The organism is Actinophytocola sp. KF-1, from assembly GCF_054661535.1.
Genome location: NZ_BAAFVK010000002.1, coordinates 620,324 through 636,345 on the forward strand (window position 1 = coordinate 620,324; position 16,022 = coordinate 636,345).

Here is a 16,022-nt window from a genome sequence, read left to right on the forward strand (position 1 = left end):
GCCGTACGATGCCCGCTCATGTCCGAGACGCTCAACTGGACCTCTTACGTGGACACGGATTCCTCGACCGAGCACGACCGGTTGGCGCTCCTGCAGGAGGTGTTCGACGGGGCCAGCCGGGAGCTGATCGACCGGGTGGGGGTGCGGCCCGGGTGGCAGTGCCTCGAGGTCGGTGCGGGTGCCGGGTCGGTCGCGCGGATCCTCGCCGACCGCGTCGGGCCGGAGCACGTCGTCGCGACCGACATGAGTACCGCGCTGCTGGCGCCGCTCGCCGACAGCGGGGTGCGGGTGCTGCGGCACGACGTCACCGCGGACGACGCGCCGGGGGAGTTCGACCTGATCCACAGCAGGCTGGTGCTGGAACACGTGACGCGGCGGGACCTCGCGGTGCGCAGGATGGCGTCGTGGCTCAAGCCCGGCGGTGTCCTGCTCGTCGAGTCCGCGACGCCGATGCCGGAGGTGTCGAGCGACCCGGTCGTCGGGCGGGCGCTCGCCGCGCTGGCCGGGTACCTCGGACGTTCCGTCGGCACGGATCCGCGCTGGGCGCGCACGCTCCCGCTGCCGCTCGAGGAGGCGGGGCTCGTCGACTGCACCGCGGAGGGGCACGTCGTCCCCGCGCGCGGGGGTTCGCCCTTCGCGCGGTGGATGATCGCGACGCACCGGCTCGTCGAGGCCGACGTGGTCGCCGACGGGACACTCACGACGGAGGAACTCGCGCACGTCTACGGCGCCTACTCGGACCCGGCGTTCGTCGACTACACGTGGCTGACCATCCGCGCGATCGGCTATCGCGCACAGCACTGACCGCGGGACCGCCCGACGGCCTGGCGGTGCGGCACGGCGCCGCTCCCGGCGGGGTGAGAGGCTGGGGCCGTGCCATTGGTCTCGATCATCACGCCGACGCAGGTGCGCAACGCCGAGCACATCGGGGAGTTGTGGCGCTCGCTGGAAGAGCAGGTGCTCCCGGCGGGCTGGGAGTGGGAGTGGGTCGTCCAGGAGGACGGGGAACGGCCCGGCGTGCGGGACCTGCTGCCCGACGACCCCCGCATCCGGTACGACGCGCTCGGGGTGCAGATCGGCGGGGCGGCCACGCGCAACACGGCCGTCGCGCGGGCTCGTGGTGAGCTGGTCGCCGGGATGGATCACGACGACTTCTACGCCCCGGGCGGGGTCGGGGCGCTCGTTGAGCCGCTCGCCGGTGATCCGTCCGTCGCCTGGGCCTGTGGGCGGATGCGGTGGGTGAACCCGGACGGGGGCAGCTGGGTGAAGCCCGACGTGTACCCGCCGGGGCGGGTCGAGGCCGGGGTGGTCGCCGAGACGTTCGTGGCCACGGACGACTTCCCGTTCCCCGCCTCGATCGTCACCTACCGGCGGACGCACCTCGTCGCGCACGGGGGCTGGCCAGCCGTGGCGCGGTCCACCGACGCCGCCCTGCTCGCCGCGTTCTCCACGCGGTGGGCCGGGTTCTGGGTGGACCGGGTGGTCGCCACGTACCGGCGCTGGCCGCGGCAGCACACCGTGCAGTCGGCGGACATCGCGATCCGCGACCTCCCGCACGTGCGCGGCGTCATCGCGCAGCGGCTGGCCGCGGAGCGCGCGCTGGCCGGGGAAACAGCCGGGGAATCACCCGCTCGCCAGTAGTTTCTCGACGCGGTCCGCTTCCGGCAGGCTCATCTGGCGGTACACGGCCACCGACCGCTGCCACCTGCTGACCGCCAGGTCGGCACGCCCCGCCGCCCGCAGTGCGTGCCCGATCCCCTCCAGTGCCTTGGCTTCCTCGTAGCGGTCGCCGATCGTCCGCGCGACGTCCAGCGCGGCTTCGTGGTCGGCGCGTGCGCGGTCGATCGCGCCCAGCGCCAGGTAGGCGCTGCCGCGGCGGTTGAGCAGTTCCGTCTCGATGCCATGAGCGCCGATCTCGGCGGCCAGTGCCAGCGCCTGGTCGTAGCGGGCCAGCGCGTCCGCCGGGCGGCCGGCCAGCTGGCGGATCTCACCGAGGTTGCCCAGGGTGCGGGCCGCGCCGCCGAGGTCGCCCAGCGCGCGGAACGCCGTGAGCGCACGACGGCATTCGCGGGCCGCCTGCGCGTAGCTCCCCAACCGCATGTGCGCCACGCCGAGGTTGGTCAGCAGGATCGCTTTCCCTTGCCTGGTACCGAGTTCCTCGGCCAGCACCAGTGCGCGTTCGTAGTGGTCCATCGCCGCGCGGTAGTCGCCGAGCCGTTCGTACAGGTTGCCAAGGTTGTTCAGCGCCGCGGCCTCCCCGTACCGGTCGCCGCACGCCCGGCAGACGGCGATCGCCGACTCGTGCGCGGTCCGCGCGTCCTCGTGGCGGCCGAGGCGCAGGTAGGCGACGCCCAGGCTGCGCAGCGCCTCGCCCTCCGCCGGGTGGTCGCCCGCCAGCCGCGCGGCTTCCAGTGCGTGGCCCAGCACCGTGAGCGCGTCGCTGTAGCGCCCGCCCTGGTCGAGGTGCCGCCGCAGGACGGTCGCCAGCCGGGCGGTGGGGCCCGGCTCGCCGCGCCGCGCGGTGTCGGCGATCACCGCGAGCAGGTTGTGCCACTCCGCGTCCAGCCACGCGCGGGCCGCGGCGAGGTCCACGGCGGACGGTTCGGTCACCGGGCCGGGACTCGGCTCGTCCGGGTGCAGCACGTCCATCACCCGCGTCGCGCGGTCGATGACGTGCTCGGTGAGCCTGCCGACGGCCGCGTCCCGCACCCCGCCGGGAAGTTCGGCCGCGCGGTGCCCCGCGTACTGGCGGACCAGGTCGTGCATGCCGAACCGGCCCGCGCCCGACCGCTGCACCAGGTGCGCGCGGACCAGCCGGTCGATCCGGCGGGCCGCCGCGCGGGGGTCCGTGCCGAACAGCGCGGCGGCCCCGTCGACGTCCAGCTCCCGCACGGGATGCGCGCCCAGCAACGCGAAGTCGGTCGCCGCCTCCTCCGGCAGGTGGCGCAGGGACCAGGAGAACACCGTGCCGATGGCGGTGGTCCGGTCGCCGACGTCCAGCAGGTCCAGCGCCTGCCCGGACAGCCCGGCCACCAGGTCGTCGAGCGGTTGCTCGCGGTCCCGGACCGCCTGCGCGGCCACCACCCGCAGCGCCAGCGGCAGGCCGTCGCACCGGTCGACGAGCCGCCGCGCGGCGTCCTCCGCGTCGTCGACCCTGCTGCCGACGTGCGCGCGCAGCAACGCCATGCCCGCCGCGGCGGGCAGCGGGCGCACGTCGACCCGGTGCGCACCGGGGTCGATCTGCAGGCCCGCCAGGTCGGCGCGGCTCGTGACCACCACGAAGCACGTCGGGCTGCCGGGCAGCAGCAGGCGGGTCTGGCCGGCGTCGAGCGCGTTGTCCAGCACGATCAGCACCCGCCTGCCCGCGAGCAGGCTGCGGAACCGGGCGGCGCGCTCGTGCGCGTCCTCGGGGACCTCGTCGACGCCGAGGCCGCGGAGGAACCCGGCCAGCACGTCGGCCGGGTCGCGCGGCTCCACCGGGGAGTAGCCGTGCAGGTTGGTGTAGAGGCAGCCGTCGGGGAAGGTGGCCGCGACCCGGTGGCACCAGTGCACGGTCAGCGCGGTCTTGCCGACGCCCGCCGGCCCGGTGACGGCCGCGATCCGCGCCGCGGTGCCCGTGCCGGCGAGGACGGCGTCCAGTTCGGCCAGTTCCGCGGTGCGGCCGGTGAAACCCGCGGTGTCGGCGGGGAGTTCGGCCGGGGGCGCGCCCCGGAGGTCGTGGGCCGTGCGCCGCGGGTGACCCGGCCCGCGGCGGCGGTGCAGCGCGTCGCGGGCGAGCGTCAGCCTGCGGTGCTCGTCGGCGGGCACGCCGAGCTCGCGGAGCAGGTCGTCGAGCACGTCGCTCGGCGGCACGGTCGTGCCTGCCAGGTAGGCGTAGAGGGTGCTCTGCGAGAGGTTGAGCCGCCGCGCGAGGGAGGCGACCTTGACCGGCCCGCCGGGCCTGCGGCGCGCCAGCGACTTCAGCACCCGGCCAAGGTCGGCGGCGGTGGTGATGGTGTCCTCGGACATCGCGCCCCCGCCGATCTCCCGGTTTCCGGCTCGTGCGAACCGTACCCGATCGCCTACGCAGCGAAGCCGGGAACGAGAAGGTTCGGTGCCGCACGCACGGACGGGGTCGAGGACCTCGTGGGCAGGCGCTGATTCGATCAACCCTGGCCGACAGCGGCCAATCTTCGGCGAAGGTTCACACCTCGTCGTCGGCGTGTGGCATCCTGTGACCCCCGTGCGGCTCAGCGTGGTCGTTCAGCTGTGTAGAGGGCACAACTCGACGCGCCCTGGGGAGGTGACGCCGGTGACCCGGGTCGGTGGACGGGCGACCTTTCGCGAGGTGCTGTCCAACAGGGAGTTCGCCGGGCTGTGGCTGGCCTGGGCCCTGTCCGCCTTCGGGGACCAGTTCGCCAGGGTCGCGCTGAGCCTGCTCGTCTTCGACCGCACCGGTTCGCCCGCGCTGACCGCGGCCACCTACGCGCTGACCTTCCTGCCCGACCTCGTCGGCGGGCCGCTGCTCGCGGGGCTCGCCGACCGCTTCCCCCGGCGCGAGGTCATGATCGTCACCGACGTGGCCAGGGCGGCGCTCGTCGCCGTCATGGCGATCTCGGGCATGCCGATCGTGGTGCTGCTCGTGCTGCTGTTCGCCGTGCAGCTGATGGCGGCGCCCTTCACCGCGGCCCGCATCGCGCTGACCGAGACGATCACCTCCGACGCCGGGTTCACGCAGGGCACGGCCCTGATGACCACGACCTACCAGACCGCGCTCGTCGTCGGGTTCCCGCTGGGGGCGGTCGTCGTGACGCTCGCCGGGACGTCGGGCGCGCTGCTGATCGACGCGGGCACGTTCGTCGCCTCCGCGCTCCTGTTGTGGATCTTCGTCGTGCACCGGCCCGCGCCCGCCGCGCCGGACGGCACGCCGCGGCGCACCTGGTCGACCGTCGGCGCCGGGTTCCGGTTGCTCCGCGAGAGCCCGAAGCACCAGGCGCTGCTCGCGCTGGCGTGCCTCGCCGGGTTCTACGTGGCGCCCGAGGGCCTCGTGGTCCCGTACGCCGACCAGCTCGGCGCCGGGCCGATCGTCGTCGGCCTGCTCCTCGCGGCCAACCCGGTCGGGACCATCATCGGCAACATCGTGCTCGCGCGGGCCGTGCCCGACGACGCCACCAGGGCGCGGTGGCTCGGGTGGCTCGCGGTGATCACCTGCGCGACGTTGCTGCCGATGGTCTTCGTGCCGGGCGTCGTCGTGTCGCTGGTGCTGTGGACCCTCGTCGGGTTCTTCTCCGCGCACGACACGACGACGGCCGTCGAGTACGTCAAGGCGACACCGAAACACCAGAAGGCGCAGTTGCTCGGCCTGGCCCACGCGTCGATGCGCGGCGCCCAGGGCCTCGGTGTCCTGCTCACCGGTGTGCTGGCCCAGTTCCTGGACCCCGCGCGGGTGATCGCGTTGACCGCGCTGGTCGGTGTCGTGGTCGCGGTGGTGGCGGCGAGGGCGTGGGGGCGGGTGTCGTCCGCACCGCCGCCGTCCGCGTCGGAGCCGGACGAGTCCTAGTGCCAGTGGTTGTCCCGCCAGTGGTTGTCACGAACGTCCTGGAAACCGCGCCAGTGGTTGTCGCGCCAGTGGTTGTCACGCATGGGGGATCAACACCTCTCCGTGTCTTCCTGGAGACACGTGCTCAAGCCGGGCTCGGGCCAGGACCCATCACGCATTGTCGCTGGTGAAGGGGACGTGCCAGCGAGTCGCGGAAATTCAGTGACTGAATGTGACAGCAGGTGGGAGCGTCCCGCTGAAACTCTCCGCGACACACTTATATTGAGCCATATGGGTGAATAAGGCCAGGTCGAGAATCTTCTTGTTGTGGCCGCGTGACCACTTGTGAGTGATTGACTACGCTCGAAAGACGGAAAACGTTGGAGGCGATCATGGGGGATGTGGCGGCAACGGGGTGGCGCCGGGGCGCCCGGGCCGCCACGTTCCCGGTGCGCTGGGTGGCCGGCTGGCGCCTGTGGACGCTGCCCGGCCGCGTGCTGGCACTCGTGCTCGTCGTTCACGTGCTGACCGCCGGGAGCGTACTGGGTACCGCCTGGATGTTCCCGCTGCGTGCCGAGTACTGGAAGGTCGCGGCGATCCTCGTCGTGACCGGGGTGCTGTACCTCGAGATGGCACGCGGCATCGAACGTCTCCGGGCGATGGAAGCGGGCCGGGGACCGTACCACGACCTGAAGACGGTGTGGAACGTCGCGGCGCTGCTCCTGCTCCCGCCGCTCCTCGCCACCGCCGTCATCGTCGCCACGCACACCTATGGTTACCTGCGGATCCACCGCGAGGACAAGAACCCGCACCGGTGGATCTACTCGTGTGCGACCGTGGTGCTGGCGTCCCAGGTCGGCGCGCTGATCCTCGCCGCGGGCGTGGACGCCTTCCCCGGGTTCCCGTCGACGGACCCGGTCGCCTGGCTGGTCGTCGCGGGCGCCACGATCGTGCGCTGGCTGGTCAACTACCTGCTCGTGATCACCGTCGCCGGGCTGATGAAGCCGGAGATGACCTTCAAGGACGCCTTCAGCCAGCTCGGCGAGCAGGGCTCGGAGGGCGCGGCCACCTGCCTGGCGGTCGCCGCCGCCATGTTCATCGCCTTCGGGTACTACCCGCTGCTGCTGGCCGTGTTCGTCATCATCGCCGTGCTGCAGCAGACGTCGCTGTACCACCGATGGAAGCGCGAGCGGCCGTTCGACCCGTCCACCGGCCTCTACACGCGGCCCGCGTTCATCGAGATCGCCGGGTCGATCGTGGACCGGGAGAGCTTCCGCGGCGGTGACCAGGTCGGTTGCCTCCTGCTGGACCTCGACCACTTCAAGAAGATCAACGACACGCACGGGCACCACGTCGGCGACCTGGCGCTGGTGCACCTCGCGCAGGCCATCAAGAACGAGATCCGCGAGGACACCGACCTGGCCGCGCGGTGGGGCGGCGAGGAGTTCGTCGTCCTCGTGCCCAGGGTGACCCACGCCCAGCTGTGCGAGGTGGCCGAACGCATCCGCCACCGCGTCAGCGTCACCGAGGTCGTCTACACCGTGAAGACCGGCGCCGCAGAGGAGCCGGAGATCCGCGACGTGCGGATGACGGTCTCCATCGGCGCGGCCATGGGCCCCGGCGACGCCACCGGGCCGGACGGGCTCCTCGACCTGATCAACCGCGCCGACCAGCTGATGTACCGCGCCAAGAACAGCGGGCGGAACCGGGTCTGCTCGACGTTCGGCTCCGCGCCCGCGGAGATCCCCATCCCCACCCGCCCTGTTTAAGCAGGGTTCGCCACGGGGTTTGCCTTGTTGTGGGTTTCCCTCCGGGGGGTCCTCGCCGGACGGGCTGGTCTCCGGGATGGTGGCGGGTTGGGTACGGGGTTGGGTTGGCAAGGACTGCTGGTTGAGCGGTGTGCCTGCCATCCCGTCGACCTCCCACGGGCTATCACACCGCGTCAAGGGGGCCGGCGGCTTTGGGCATGTGGGTGCTTTGGGCTTCGGGCCCCCGCTCATTCCCCCGAGCCGTCGTCGAACGGGCGCACCTCGATCGGGCGTCCGCAGGCCAGCGCGCACTTCCCGGCCCACGCCAGCGCCTGGTCGAGGTCGTCGACCTGGATCACCCAGAACCCGCCGAGCTGCTCCTTCGTCTCGGCGAACGGGCCGTCGGTCATGGTGGTCGTGCCGCCGGCGGGACGGACGACCGTGCTGGCGTGGGAGGGCACCAGACCACCGACGAACACCCACGACCCGGCGGCCTTCATCTCGTCGGTGACCTGGCCCGTGCGGGCCATCTGCGCCGCCCGTTCCTCGTCGGTCTCCGGGGTGCTCTCGTCGAGCTGGACGGCGAGCAGGTACTGCTTCATGGTGGACTCCTGTCTCTCACCCTGGCTACGAACGGGCGCGCCGCCGATCGACACGATCGCCGGAGATTCTTCCGGGAGCGCCTGGGACCGGGGGTGCACTGCCCCGGGACGCCTGCGTCAGTCCCACGTCATGGTGATCGAGCGCTCGAAGTTGACGTAACCGGCGCGGTGGAAGGCGTTCGCCATGGGGGTGTTGCCGAGGTCCGTCGCGGCCCGGATTCGGGGCACGTCCTGTGCGGCGAGCACGCGGGTGCCCTCGGCGAGGATGTCGTCGATGTAGCCGTTGCCGCGGTGCTCCGGCAGGACGGCGAGGTAGCCGATGACCGGGTGGTAGTCGTTGCGGGCCGGGGTGACGAAGCCGACCGGCTCGCCGTCCGGGAGGGTCGCGACGCGCCACCAGTCGCGAGGGCTGCGGAAGTGGGCGAGCTCGTCCTCGTAGTGCCTGGCCGCCGCCTCGCGGGGAGACATGCGGGTGAGGTCGTCCCTGCTGTGCGCGTCGAGGGTGCCGTCGAGGACGCGGGTCATCAGGTCGACGATCTCGTCGGTGTCGCGGACCGGGCGGAACGCGAGGCGGCTGCTCGGCGCGGGGACCGGTGCGCCGGGTCGCCACTCGAAGCGCAGCCGTTCGACGAACAGGCGCGCGCCGGTGTTCGCCGCGACGGCCATGCGGTCCTCGACGCCGTGCCTGGCCACCGTGTCGCGCCAGTCGGGCGGGACCATGCGGAGGTACTCGGGTGGGCGGGCGCCCGCCGGCACTACCCGGGCGGTCGCGGTGCGCAGCAGCTCGGTACCGAGCTCGACGCTGTCCGCGACGTCGAGGATGTCCAGCAGGAACGGCACGTCCTCACCGGGCCGGCCCCACCACCCGAGCCGCGCCAGCAGGCGGTCCCCGTCGACGGCGACCCACAACCACTCCGCGCGGCGCCTGCCGGTGTCGAGGTCGTCGGCCACCTCGTCGTTGAGGGAGTACGGCATCCGGTTGAAGAGGGCTAGCTCGTCCCGGCCGCTGATGGGCCGCATGATCACGTCGCGCACCGGACGAGCATGGCCCGGACCGGGCGACGGTGTCGCGGGATTTGCCCGGGTGGGGGCCGGGCGGCCCCGCCTGCCGGGGTCACGCGTGCTGTCCGACCTGGTAGTCACCGCCGGGCTGCTTGAGGATGACGCCGAGCCGGTTGAACGTGTTGATGAGCGCGATCAGCGACACGAGCGCCATGAGCTGCTCCTCGTCGAAGTGCTTGGCAGCGTTCCGCCACACCTCGTCGCTGACGCCCGTGCCGTCGGCCAGGCGGGTGCCCTGCTCGGTCAGCTCCAGTGCGGCACGCTCGGCGTCGGTGAAGACGGTGGTCTCCCGCCACGCCGCGACCAGGGCGAGCCGGACCGCCGTCTCGCCCGCGGCGGCCGCCTCCTTGGTGTGCATGTCGAGGCAGCCGCCGCAGCCGTTGATCTGGCTGGCGCGGATCTTGACGAGCTCCCGCGTCGCCGGGGGCAGGGCCGAGCCCGCGACCGCCGTGTTCGCCGCGATCAGGTACTTCACGAACTTCGGGCCGAACTCGGTGCCGAACGGGTTGATCCGCGTCTCCATGGTGACTCCTTCGCCGTCGTTGCGGGTTCACCACGTCGACGAGCGGGCCGCCCCGGAGGTAACAGCGGTCAGCCAGGACACACCGGCAGGTCCATGGCCGCGAGGCGGTCCGGGTCGGTGACGGACAGGATGTCGACGATCCGGCCGTCGGCCACGGTGCACGCCATCACGGCCAGCGGGGTGCCGTCCGCGCGCCACGCGATGATCCCGGGCTCGCCGTTGACCAGCGCCGGGCGTGCGGTGACGGTGGCACGCGCACCGCGCTGCGCGATGCCGGCCACCGCGGTCGCGCCCAGCCGGACGACCACGCCGCGGGTGGTGTGGGCCCGCCACGTCACGTCCGGGTCGAGCACGTCGAGGAGGCCTTCGAAGTCGCCCTCCCGCGCCGCCGCGAGGAAGGCGTCGACGACCGCGCGCTGCCTGCGCGGCCCGTCGCTCGGGCGGTGGGTCTCCCGCACCTTCCTGCGTGCCCGGCTGGCGAGCATCTTCGCCGCGTCCGCCGACTTGCCGACGATCTGCCCGATCTCGTCGAACGGCACCCCGAACATGTCGTGCAGCACGAACGCCAGCCGCTCGGCCGGGCGGAGCGTGTCGAGCACCACGAGCAGCGCGAGCCCCACCGACTCGGCGAGCAGCGAGTCCTCCTCCGGCTCGCCCTCCTCGGTGACGACGATCTCCGGCAGCCGCTCCTCGTAGGGCACCTCGGGCCGTGACTTCCGCGACCGCAGCACGTCGACGCAGATCCGGCCGACCACCGTGGTGAGCCACGCGGACAGGTTGTCGATCGCGGCCTCGTCCTGGCGCGCGAGCCGCAGCCACGCCTCCTGCACCGCGTCCTCGGCGTCCGCACGGGAGCCGAGCATCCGGTAGGCGACCGCCACGAGGCGCCCGCGCTGCTGCTCGAAGGCCTCCGCCAGGACCGGTCCGCTCATCTGTCCACCCTCCTCGAACGTGTGCCACCACTGCCGTGACGAGTGGGACGGCCCGGAGGTAACAAACGCGGGCCGCAGTCTGTCATTCACCCGGTCCGGTGCGGGTAACCCCGATCGTGCGGCATGCTGTGGACCCGCGTGGGACTGGCCGGAGGGATGAGAAATGCCGACTCTCGACGTGCTGACCTGGCCGCCGGACCCGCGCATCGCCCGGCTCGCGGAGCGGCTCGGCCGGGAGCGGGCCGAGGTGCCTGCCAGCGTCCTGCACGAGTGGGTGTCGCACGCGTGGTCCGGCTACCGGGACGCCCGCGTCCAGGCGTTCGTGCCGATCCTCGTCGAACGGGAGGTCCGGGCCAGGATCGGCAGCGCGGTCGACGCCGACGGCGACCCCTCGCCCGGCCTGTCCCTGCGTGCCTGGGCGTGGCTGACGGCGCGGCGGCTGCTCGCCGGCGAGCTGCCCCGCAGGTGGGCGCACTCCCGCGGGGTGGCCCGGCGGGCCGAGCAGATCGCGCCCGCGTTCTCGCCCGCGGACCAGGAACTGCTCGTCGCGTCCGCCTGGCTGCACGACATCGGGTACGCGGCGCCCGTGCGGGACACCGGCATGCACCAGTTGGACGGCGCCCGGTACCTCGCGCGCCACGGCGTGCCGGACCGGGTGTGCGCGCTCGTCGCCCACCACGCGGGCGCGGCGGCGGTCGCGGACCTGGTCGGGCTGGCCGGCCCGCTCGCCGCGTTCGACGACGAGCGGACCGCGGTGCGCGACGCGCTGTGGTACTGCGACATGACGACCGGGCCGGACGGCACGTCGATGACGTTCGCGGAACGCATGGCCGAGCTGCGGCGCAGGCGTACCGCCGACGACCCCGTCGTCCGGGCGCTGGCGGTCAACGAGGAGGAACGCGCGGCCGCGGTCCGCCGCACGGAGGAGCACCTCCGCGCGGCCCTGGCCCGCGCGTCCTGACCTCAGGCAGGCACGGCGAGCGCGGGCAGGGCGGCCGCCAGCCGGGCGAGGTGCTCCGGCGGTGACTCGAGCAGCGGGAGCCGGACGGTCGCGTGCGGGATGACCCCCAGCTCGGCGAGCGCCGCCTTGGCCATGATCGCGCCCTGCGAGGTCCGCATGACCGCCGTCGTGAGCGGCAGCAGTGCCGTCTGCACCGCACGGGCGGTGGCGAGGTCGCCGTCGCGGACCGCCCTGATCAGCTCCGCGTTGCGGTCCGCGGCCACGTTGCCGACGACGCTGACCAGCCCGGTGGCGCCCGCCGCGAGGTAGGGCAGGTTGAGCTCGTCGATCCCGCAGTAGTAGGCCAGCGACGTCGTCGCCATGAGCGACATGGCCTCGAACAGGTCGCCCTTGGCGTCCTTGACCGCCAGGATCCTGGGGTGGGCGGCGAGCTCGGTGAGCGTGGCCGCGTCCATCGCGACACCCGTGCGGCCGGGGATGTCGTAGAGCATCACGGGCAGGTTCGTGGCGTCGGCCACCGCGTGGCAGTGCGCGACGATCCCGGCCTGGGTCGGCTTCGAGTAGTACGGGCAGACCAGCAGCAGCGCGTCCGCGCCAGCCGCCTCCGCCACGCGGGCCCGGTGCACGGTCTCGCGGGTGTCGTAGGTGCCGACGCCGGCGATCACCCGTGCCTTGCCGTGCACCTGCGCCACGACGGCGCGGACGAGCCGGTCCGTCTCGGCCTCGGTGAGGGTGGGCGCCTCGCCGGTGGTGCCCGCGACGACGATGCCGTCGCAGCCCGTGGTCAGCAGGTGGTCCACGAGGCTCGTGAGACCGGGCGCGCTGATCGCGCCGTCGGGCTCCATCGGGCTCACCATGGCGACGAGGTTGGTGCCGAACAGCAGGCCGGGGGTGGTCATGGTGCCAGCCTGCCCGGACCGAATGCCGCGGTCCAGCGATGCTTTCTTGGCAATATCGCTTAGCATTGCTTCATGATCGATGTCGGTGCCCTGCGCGCGCTGCGGTCCGTGGCCGCGCTCGGCACGCTCGCCAAGGCGGCCGACGAGCTGGGGTTCACCGCCTCGGCGGTGTCGCAGCAGATCAAGCGGCTGGAACGGCAGGTCGGTGTCCCGGTGCTCGCACAGGCGGGCCGCGGGGTCGTGCTCACCCCGGCCGGCCAGGCCATCGTCGACTCCGCGCCCGAGGTGTTCCAGGCGCTGGAGCGGTGCGCGGAGGCGGCCCAGTCGGTGTCGGAGGGCGCGCCGCGCGGCACGCTGCGGGTGGTCGCGTTCTCGACCGCGGTGCGCGGACTGCTCGCCCCCGCCCTGCCCGGGTTGTCGGCGCGCTGCCCGGACCTGAGCCTGCGGATCACCGAGCAGGACCCCGACCAGGCGCTGCACAGCGTCGAGTCGGGCACGGCCGACCTCGCGCTCGTCCACGACGCCGACGGGCTGCCCGCGCCGCTGCCGCCGTCGCTGACGCAGTGCCACGTGCACACCGACGTCGGCGACGTCGTCATGGACCGCACGCACCCGCTCGCCGTGCTCGACCGGCCGCTCACCGGCGCCGACCTCGCGGGGCAGGCGTGGGTGACCAGCCCGCCGGGCACCGTGTGCCACCAGTGGTTCCGGCGGCTGGTCGCGGACGTGCCGGAGAACCCCGACGTGCGGCACCTGGTCGACGACTTCGCCACGCAGCTGTCGCTCGTCGCCGCGGGCGAGGTGATCGCGCTGATCCCGCGCCTGGCCCGGCCGCCGCTCAAGGAAGGGCTGATCGCCCGGCCCCTGCGGCGGCAGCCGAAACGCGCCGTGCACGCGGCGTGGCGGCGCAGCGCCGACGCCAGCCCGGCCATCCGGGCCGTGCTCGCCGCGCTGAGCTGACGTCAGAGGTCGAGCACCGGGTCGCCGGTCGGGAACTGGGCGCTGCAGATGAGCGCCGCCCCGTCCCGGCGGTTCCCGCGACGCGGCCGGGGAGGTGACGGCACCGGCCAGGGGCTGTGCGGCCCCGGTTCGCCCGCCGCCTGGTGCGGACCGGGGAGGCCGAGGCCCGCGACGGCGGCGGCCAGGTGGATCGGTGCCACGGCAGGGGCTCCGGCGCGACCCGGGTGACCCGCGGGCGGAAGCCGCGCCGCCCGTCCCGGCGGTTCCCGCGCGACGAGGTCGAGCAACTCGCGGAACACCTCGTCGTCGGGTAGGCCGTCGACGGTGGAGTTCTCGCCGAAGTCGTTCGGCGACACCGGTGTGGCCGTGGCGGTGCAATCGTTCAGGTGCCGCGGGTGCGTTCGTAGTGGCGGCGGGCCTTCATCCGGTTGCCGCACGTCGCCATCGAGCACCACCGCGCCTTGTTCGGCTTGCTGTGGTCGATCAGGAACAACCGGCACTCCGTGTTCGCGCACGGGCGCAGCCGACCGGGACTGTCGCGCCGCAGCGCGTCCCACGCCAGGACCGCGCGGACGGCCTGCCGTCGCGGTGCTTCGTCCACGTCGACCGTCCACTCGACACCGTCGGCGGTGACTGACGGGCGCTGGTGCGCGCCCGCGAGCAGCGGGGCCAGCGCGCCGACGCCGGCCTCGCCGCGGACGAGTGCCTGCAGGACGTCGCGTGCCTCGCGGGTCGCCGCCAGTTCCTCGGCCGAGCCCGAGCCGTCGTGCGCGCGCAGCCACGCGGCGTCCAGCACGTCCTGCTGGGTGCCGTCGACCACGGGGGTGCTGTTGAGCAGGTCCAGCAGGTACGTCTCGTCGGTCATCCGCTTCTAACCTCCAAACTCTGCTTGACAGGTTACAGCATCCCGTGCTTCGCTCTAACCAGTAAAACCACTTAAAGGAGTTAGAGGGCATGAGCACCGTTCACCACCGCTACGCCACCGTCGACGGCCGCACGCTCTTCTACCGGGAGGCCGGACCCGCCGACGCGCCCGTTTTCCTGCTGCTGCACGGGTTCCCGACCAGCTCGTACATGTTCCGCGACCTGATCCCGCTGCTCGCCGACCGCTACCACGTGATCGCCCCGGACCACCTCGGCTTCGGGTTCTCCGACGCCCCGCCCGCCGACGAGTTCGGCTACACGTTCGACGCGCTCACCGACCTCACCCAGGGCCTCCTCACCCAGCTCGGCGTCACCCGGTACGCCGTCTACGTCCAGGACTACGGCGCGCCCATCGGCTGGCGGCTGGCCCTGCGCGACCCGGCCGCCGTCACCGCGATCGTCAGCCAGAACGGCAACGGCTACGACGCCGGGTTCGCCGAGGAGTTCTGGCGCCCGGTCCGCGCCTTCTGGCGGGAGCACACCCCGGAGACCGAGGCCGGTGTCCGCGGCGCGCTGACGCTGGCGGCCACCCGCTGGCAGTACGTGCACGGGGTGCCGGACGAGTCCGTGGTCAGCCCGGACACCTGGCACCACGACCACGCGCTGCTGTCCCGGCCCGGCAACGACCGGATCCAGCTCGCCCTGTTCGCCGACTACGCGAGCAACTCGCCGCTGTACCCGCGGCTGCACGCCTACCTCCGCGAGAGCCGGGTGCCGGTGCTCGCCGTGTGGGGGCGCAACGACGAGATCTTCGCGGCTCCGGGCGCGAAGGCGTTCGCGCAGGACGCCCACGACCCGGAGATCCACCTGCTCGACGGCGGCCACTTCCTGCTGGAGAGCGCTCTCCCCGAGGTCGCCGCGCTGATCAGGGACTTCCTCGACCGCAGGCTCCCCGTGGCGGCGTGACGCCCGTCAGCTCCCCGCCGCGGCGGCGTAGCGGCGGGACAGCGCGGCGAAGGCGTCCCGGAGTTCGGCCGGGCCGACCACCTCGAGGTCGGCGTCGAAGCGCCCCAGCGAGGCGGCCAGCCCGGCCCACGACCACGAGCCCGTCACCAGCCGGCACCGGTCCGGCCCGAGTTCCTCGACCACGCCGTCGCCCGCGTACGGCTGGACCGCGGCCGCCGGGAGGTGCAGGACCACCTCGCCCCGGCACGGCCAGTCCCCGGCCCTGCGGAACCGGGCGGAGACGAACGCGGACACGCTCCCCTCCGGCAGTTCCCGCGGGGTGAAGCGGGGCCCGGTCGGGATGCGCGGGGTGATCCGGTCGGCGCGGAACGTGCGCCAGTCGTCGCGGTCGAGGTCCCACGCCACGAGGTACCAGCGGCCGCCCCACGTGACGAGGTGGTGGGGTTCCGCGCGGCGCGGCTCGGTTCCCGACGCGTAGTCGAAGCGCAGCACCTCGCGGGCGTGGACCGCGGCGGACAGCGCCATCAGCACCGCGCTGCCGACCTGCGGGGTGGCACGCCGTTCCACGGCCGTGACCTGCAGGGTGTCGATCCGGTGCCGCAACCGGGCGGGCATGACCTGGCGGACCGTGTTCAGCGCGCGGACCGCCGCCTCGCCGATGCCCGCGCCGGAGGTCGTGGCGAGCCGGAGCGCGACGGCGAGGGCCACGGCCTGCTCGTCGTCGAACAGCAACGGCGGCAGCTGCGTGCCCGCGTCGAGCCGGTAGCCGCCGTCGGGGCCCTTGACCGCCACGATCGGATACCCCAGCTCGCGCAGGCGATCGACGTCGCGGCGCACCGTGCGCGGGCTCACCGCGAGGCGCTCGGCGAGCAGCGCGCCCGGCCAGTCCCGGCGTGCCTGGAGCAGTGAGAGCAGCGACAGCAGCCGCGCGGACGTTTTCGGCACGAGTTCAGTATGGCGGCCAGTAGCGGCCACAACCTGACCGCT

General features: G+C 73.3%; 16 protein-coding genes. 7 read left to right on the forward strand and 9 right to left on the reverse strand.

Annotated elements, in window-relative coordinates; translation table 11 throughout:
• Nucleotides 1–18: 18 nt before the first annotated feature.
• Nucleotides 19–804: a class I SAM-dependent methyltransferase gene (locus ACYQ77_RS08735; RefSeq protein ID WP_459709229.1), complete on the forward strand. Its 786-nt coding sequence runs from the start codon at nt 19–21 to the stop codon at nt 802–804.
• Nucleotides 805–873: 69 nt separating this feature from the next.
• Entirely contained in the window at nt 874–1,641 is a 768-nt protein-coding gene (locus ACYQ77_RS08740) for a glycosyltransferase family 2 protein (RefSeq protein WP_459709230.1), read from the forward strand.
• On the opposite strand, the gene ACYQ77_RS08745 is transcribed toward ACYQ77_RS08740, so the two are convergent.
• The gene (locus tag ACYQ77_RS08745) at nt 1,624–4,008 is read right to left on the reverse strand and encodes an ATP-binding protein (RefSeq protein ID WP_459709232.1); all 2,385 of its coding nucleotides are present in this window, start codon (nt 4,006–4,008) and stop codon (nt 1,624–1,626) included. The two genes, ACYQ77_RS08740 and ACYQ77_RS08745, sit on opposite strands and share 18 nt — an antisense overlap.
• 283 nt (nt 4,009–4,291) lie before the next feature.
• Here ACYQ77_RS08745 and ACYQ77_RS08750 point away from each other — a divergent pair, with 283 nt between their 5' ends.
• A complete protein-coding gene (locus tag ACYQ77_RS08750; protein WP_459709234.1) occupies nt 4,292–5,539 on the forward strand; it encodes an MFS transporter in 1,248 nt (415 codons plus the stop codon).
• A 380-nt stretch (nt 5,540–5,919) separates the two neighbouring features.
• A complete protein-coding gene (locus tag ACYQ77_RS08755; RefSeq protein ID WP_459709236.1) occupies nt 5,920–7,287 on the forward strand; it encodes a GGDEF domain-containing protein in 1,368 nt (455 codons plus the stop codon).
• 227 nt (nt 7,288–7,514) lie between these two features.
• On the opposite strand, the gene ACYQ77_RS08760 is transcribed toward ACYQ77_RS08755, so the two are convergent.
• From ACYQ77_RS08760 to ACYQ77_RS08775, 4 genes are all read right to left on the reverse strand, one after another.
• Complete coding sequence (locus tag ACYQ77_RS08760) at nt 7,515–7,868, reverse strand: YciI family protein (RefSeq protein WP_459709238.1); 354 nt, start codon at nt 7,866–7,868, stop codon at nt 7,515–7,517.
• Nucleotides 7,869–7,985: 117 nt separating this feature from the next.
• Nucleotides 7,986–8,903, reverse strand: a complete 918-nt coding sequence (locus ACYQ77_RS08765; RefSeq protein ID WP_459709240.1) for a GNAT family N-acetyltransferase — start codon at nt 8,901–8,903, stop codon at nt 7,986–7,988.
• A gap of 79 nt (nt 8,904–8,982) precedes the next feature.
• Nucleotides 8,983–9,453, reverse strand: a complete 471-nt coding sequence (locus ACYQ77_RS08770) for a carboxymuconolactone decarboxylase family protein (RefSeq protein WP_459709242.1) — start codon at nt 9,451–9,453, stop codon at nt 8,983–8,985.
• A gap of 68 nt (nt 9,454–9,521) precedes the next feature.
• Nucleotides 9,522–10,385 carry a sigma-70 family RNA polymerase sigma factor gene (locus tag ACYQ77_RS08775; RefSeq protein WP_459709243.1) on the reverse strand — a complete coding sequence of 288 codons (864 nt, stop codon included), beginning with the start codon at nt 10,383–10,385 and terminating at the stop codon, nt 9,522–9,524.
• A gap of 163 nt (nt 10,386–10,548) precedes the next feature.
• On the opposite strand from ACYQ77_RS08775, the gene ACYQ77_RS08780 reads away from it, so the two are divergent.
• Nucleotides 10,549–11,346: a three-helix bundle dimerization domain-containing protein gene (locus ACYQ77_RS08780; protein WP_459709245.1), complete on the forward strand. Its 798-nt coding sequence runs from the start codon at nt 10,549–10,551 to the stop codon at nt 11,344–11,346.
• Nucleotides 11,347–11,348: 2 nt separating this feature from the next.
• Here ACYQ77_RS08780 and dapA read toward each other — a convergent pair whose 3' ends face one another.
• A complete protein-coding gene (dapA, locus tag ACYQ77_RS08785) occupies nt 11,349–12,245 on the reverse strand; it encodes a 4-hydroxy-tetrahydrodipicolinate synthase (RefSeq protein WP_459709247.1) in 897 nt (298 codons plus the stop codon).
• 72 nt (nt 12,246–12,317) lie between these two features.
• Between dapA and ACYQ77_RS08790 the strand changes: the two genes are divergently transcribed.
• On the forward strand, nt 12,318–13,205 hold the full coding sequence (locus ACYQ77_RS08790) for a LysR family transcriptional regulator (RefSeq protein WP_459709249.1): 888 nt from the start codon (nt 12,318–12,320) through the stop codon (nt 13,203–13,205).
• A 2-nt stretch (nt 13,206–13,207) separates the two neighbouring features.
• On the opposite strand, the gene ACYQ77_RS08795 is transcribed toward ACYQ77_RS08790, so the two are convergent.
• Nucleotides 13,208–13,561: a hypothetical protein gene (locus ACYQ77_RS08795; RefSeq protein ID WP_459709250.1), complete on the reverse strand. Its 354-nt coding sequence runs from the start codon at nt 13,559–13,561 to the stop codon at nt 13,208–13,210.
• Nucleotides 13,562–13,587: 26 nt separating this feature from the next.
• On the reverse strand, nt 13,588–14,070 hold the full coding sequence (locus ACYQ77_RS08800) for a CGNR zinc finger domain-containing protein (protein WP_459709252.1): 483 nt from the start codon (nt 14,068–14,070) through the stop codon (nt 13,588–13,590).
• Between the two features lie 89 nt (nt 14,071–14,159).
• On the opposite strand from ACYQ77_RS08800, the gene ACYQ77_RS08805 reads away from it, so the two are divergent.
• Nucleotides 14,160–15,035, forward strand: a complete 876-nt coding sequence (locus tag ACYQ77_RS08805) for an alpha/beta fold hydrolase (protein ID WP_459709254.1) — start codon at nt 14,160–14,162, stop codon at nt 15,033–15,035.
• Nucleotides 15,036–15,041: 6 nt separating this feature from the next.
• On the opposite strand, the gene ACYQ77_RS08810 is transcribed toward ACYQ77_RS08805, so the two are convergent.
• Nucleotides 15,042–15,980: a helix-turn-helix transcriptional regulator gene (locus ACYQ77_RS08810; RefSeq protein WP_459709256.1), complete on the reverse strand. Its 939-nt coding sequence runs from the start codon at nt 15,978–15,980 to the stop codon at nt 15,042–15,044.
• Nucleotides 15,981–16,022 lie beyond the last annotated feature (42 nt).

Coding starts and splice junctions, on each gene's coding strand:
- ACYQ77_RS08805 (WP_459709254.1), top strand. CDS start 14,160: ATGAGCACCGTTCACCACCGCTACGCCACCGTCGACGGCCGCACGCTC.
- ACYQ77_RS08780 (WP_459709245.1), top strand. CDS start 10,549: ATGCCGACTCTCGACGTGCTGACCTGGCCGCCGGACCCGCGCATCGCC.
- ACYQ77_RS08745 (WP_459709232.1), bottom strand. CDS start 4,008: ATGTCCGAGGACACCATCACCACCGCCGCCGACCTTGGCCGGGTGCTG.
- ACYQ77_RS08775 (WP_459709243.1), bottom strand. CDS start 10,385: ATGAGCGGACCGGTCCTGGCGGAGGCCTTCGAGCAGCAGCGCGGGCGC.
- ACYQ77_RS08735 (WP_459709229.1), top strand. CDS start 19: ATGTCCGAGACGCTCAACTGGACCTCTTACGTGGACACGGATTCCTCG.
- ACYQ77_RS08770 (WP_459709242.1), bottom strand. CDS start 9,453: ATGGAGACGCGGATCAACCCGTTCGGCACCGAGTTCGGCCCGAAGTTC.
- ACYQ77_RS08760 (WP_459709238.1), bottom strand. CDS start 7,868: ATGAAGCAGTACCTGCTCGCCGTCCAGCTCGACGAGAGCACCCCGGAG.
- dapA (WP_459709247.1), bottom strand. CDS start 12,245: ATGACCACCCCCGGCCTGCTGTTCGGCACCAACCTCGTCGCCATGGTG.
- ACYQ77_RS08790 (WP_459709249.1), top strand. CDS start 12,318: ATGATCGATGTCGGTGCCCTGCGCGCGCTGCGGTCCGTGGCCGCGCTC.
- ACYQ77_RS08800 (WP_459709252.1), bottom strand. CDS start 14,070: ATGACCGACGAGACGTACCTGCTGGACCTGCTCAACAGCACCCCCGTG.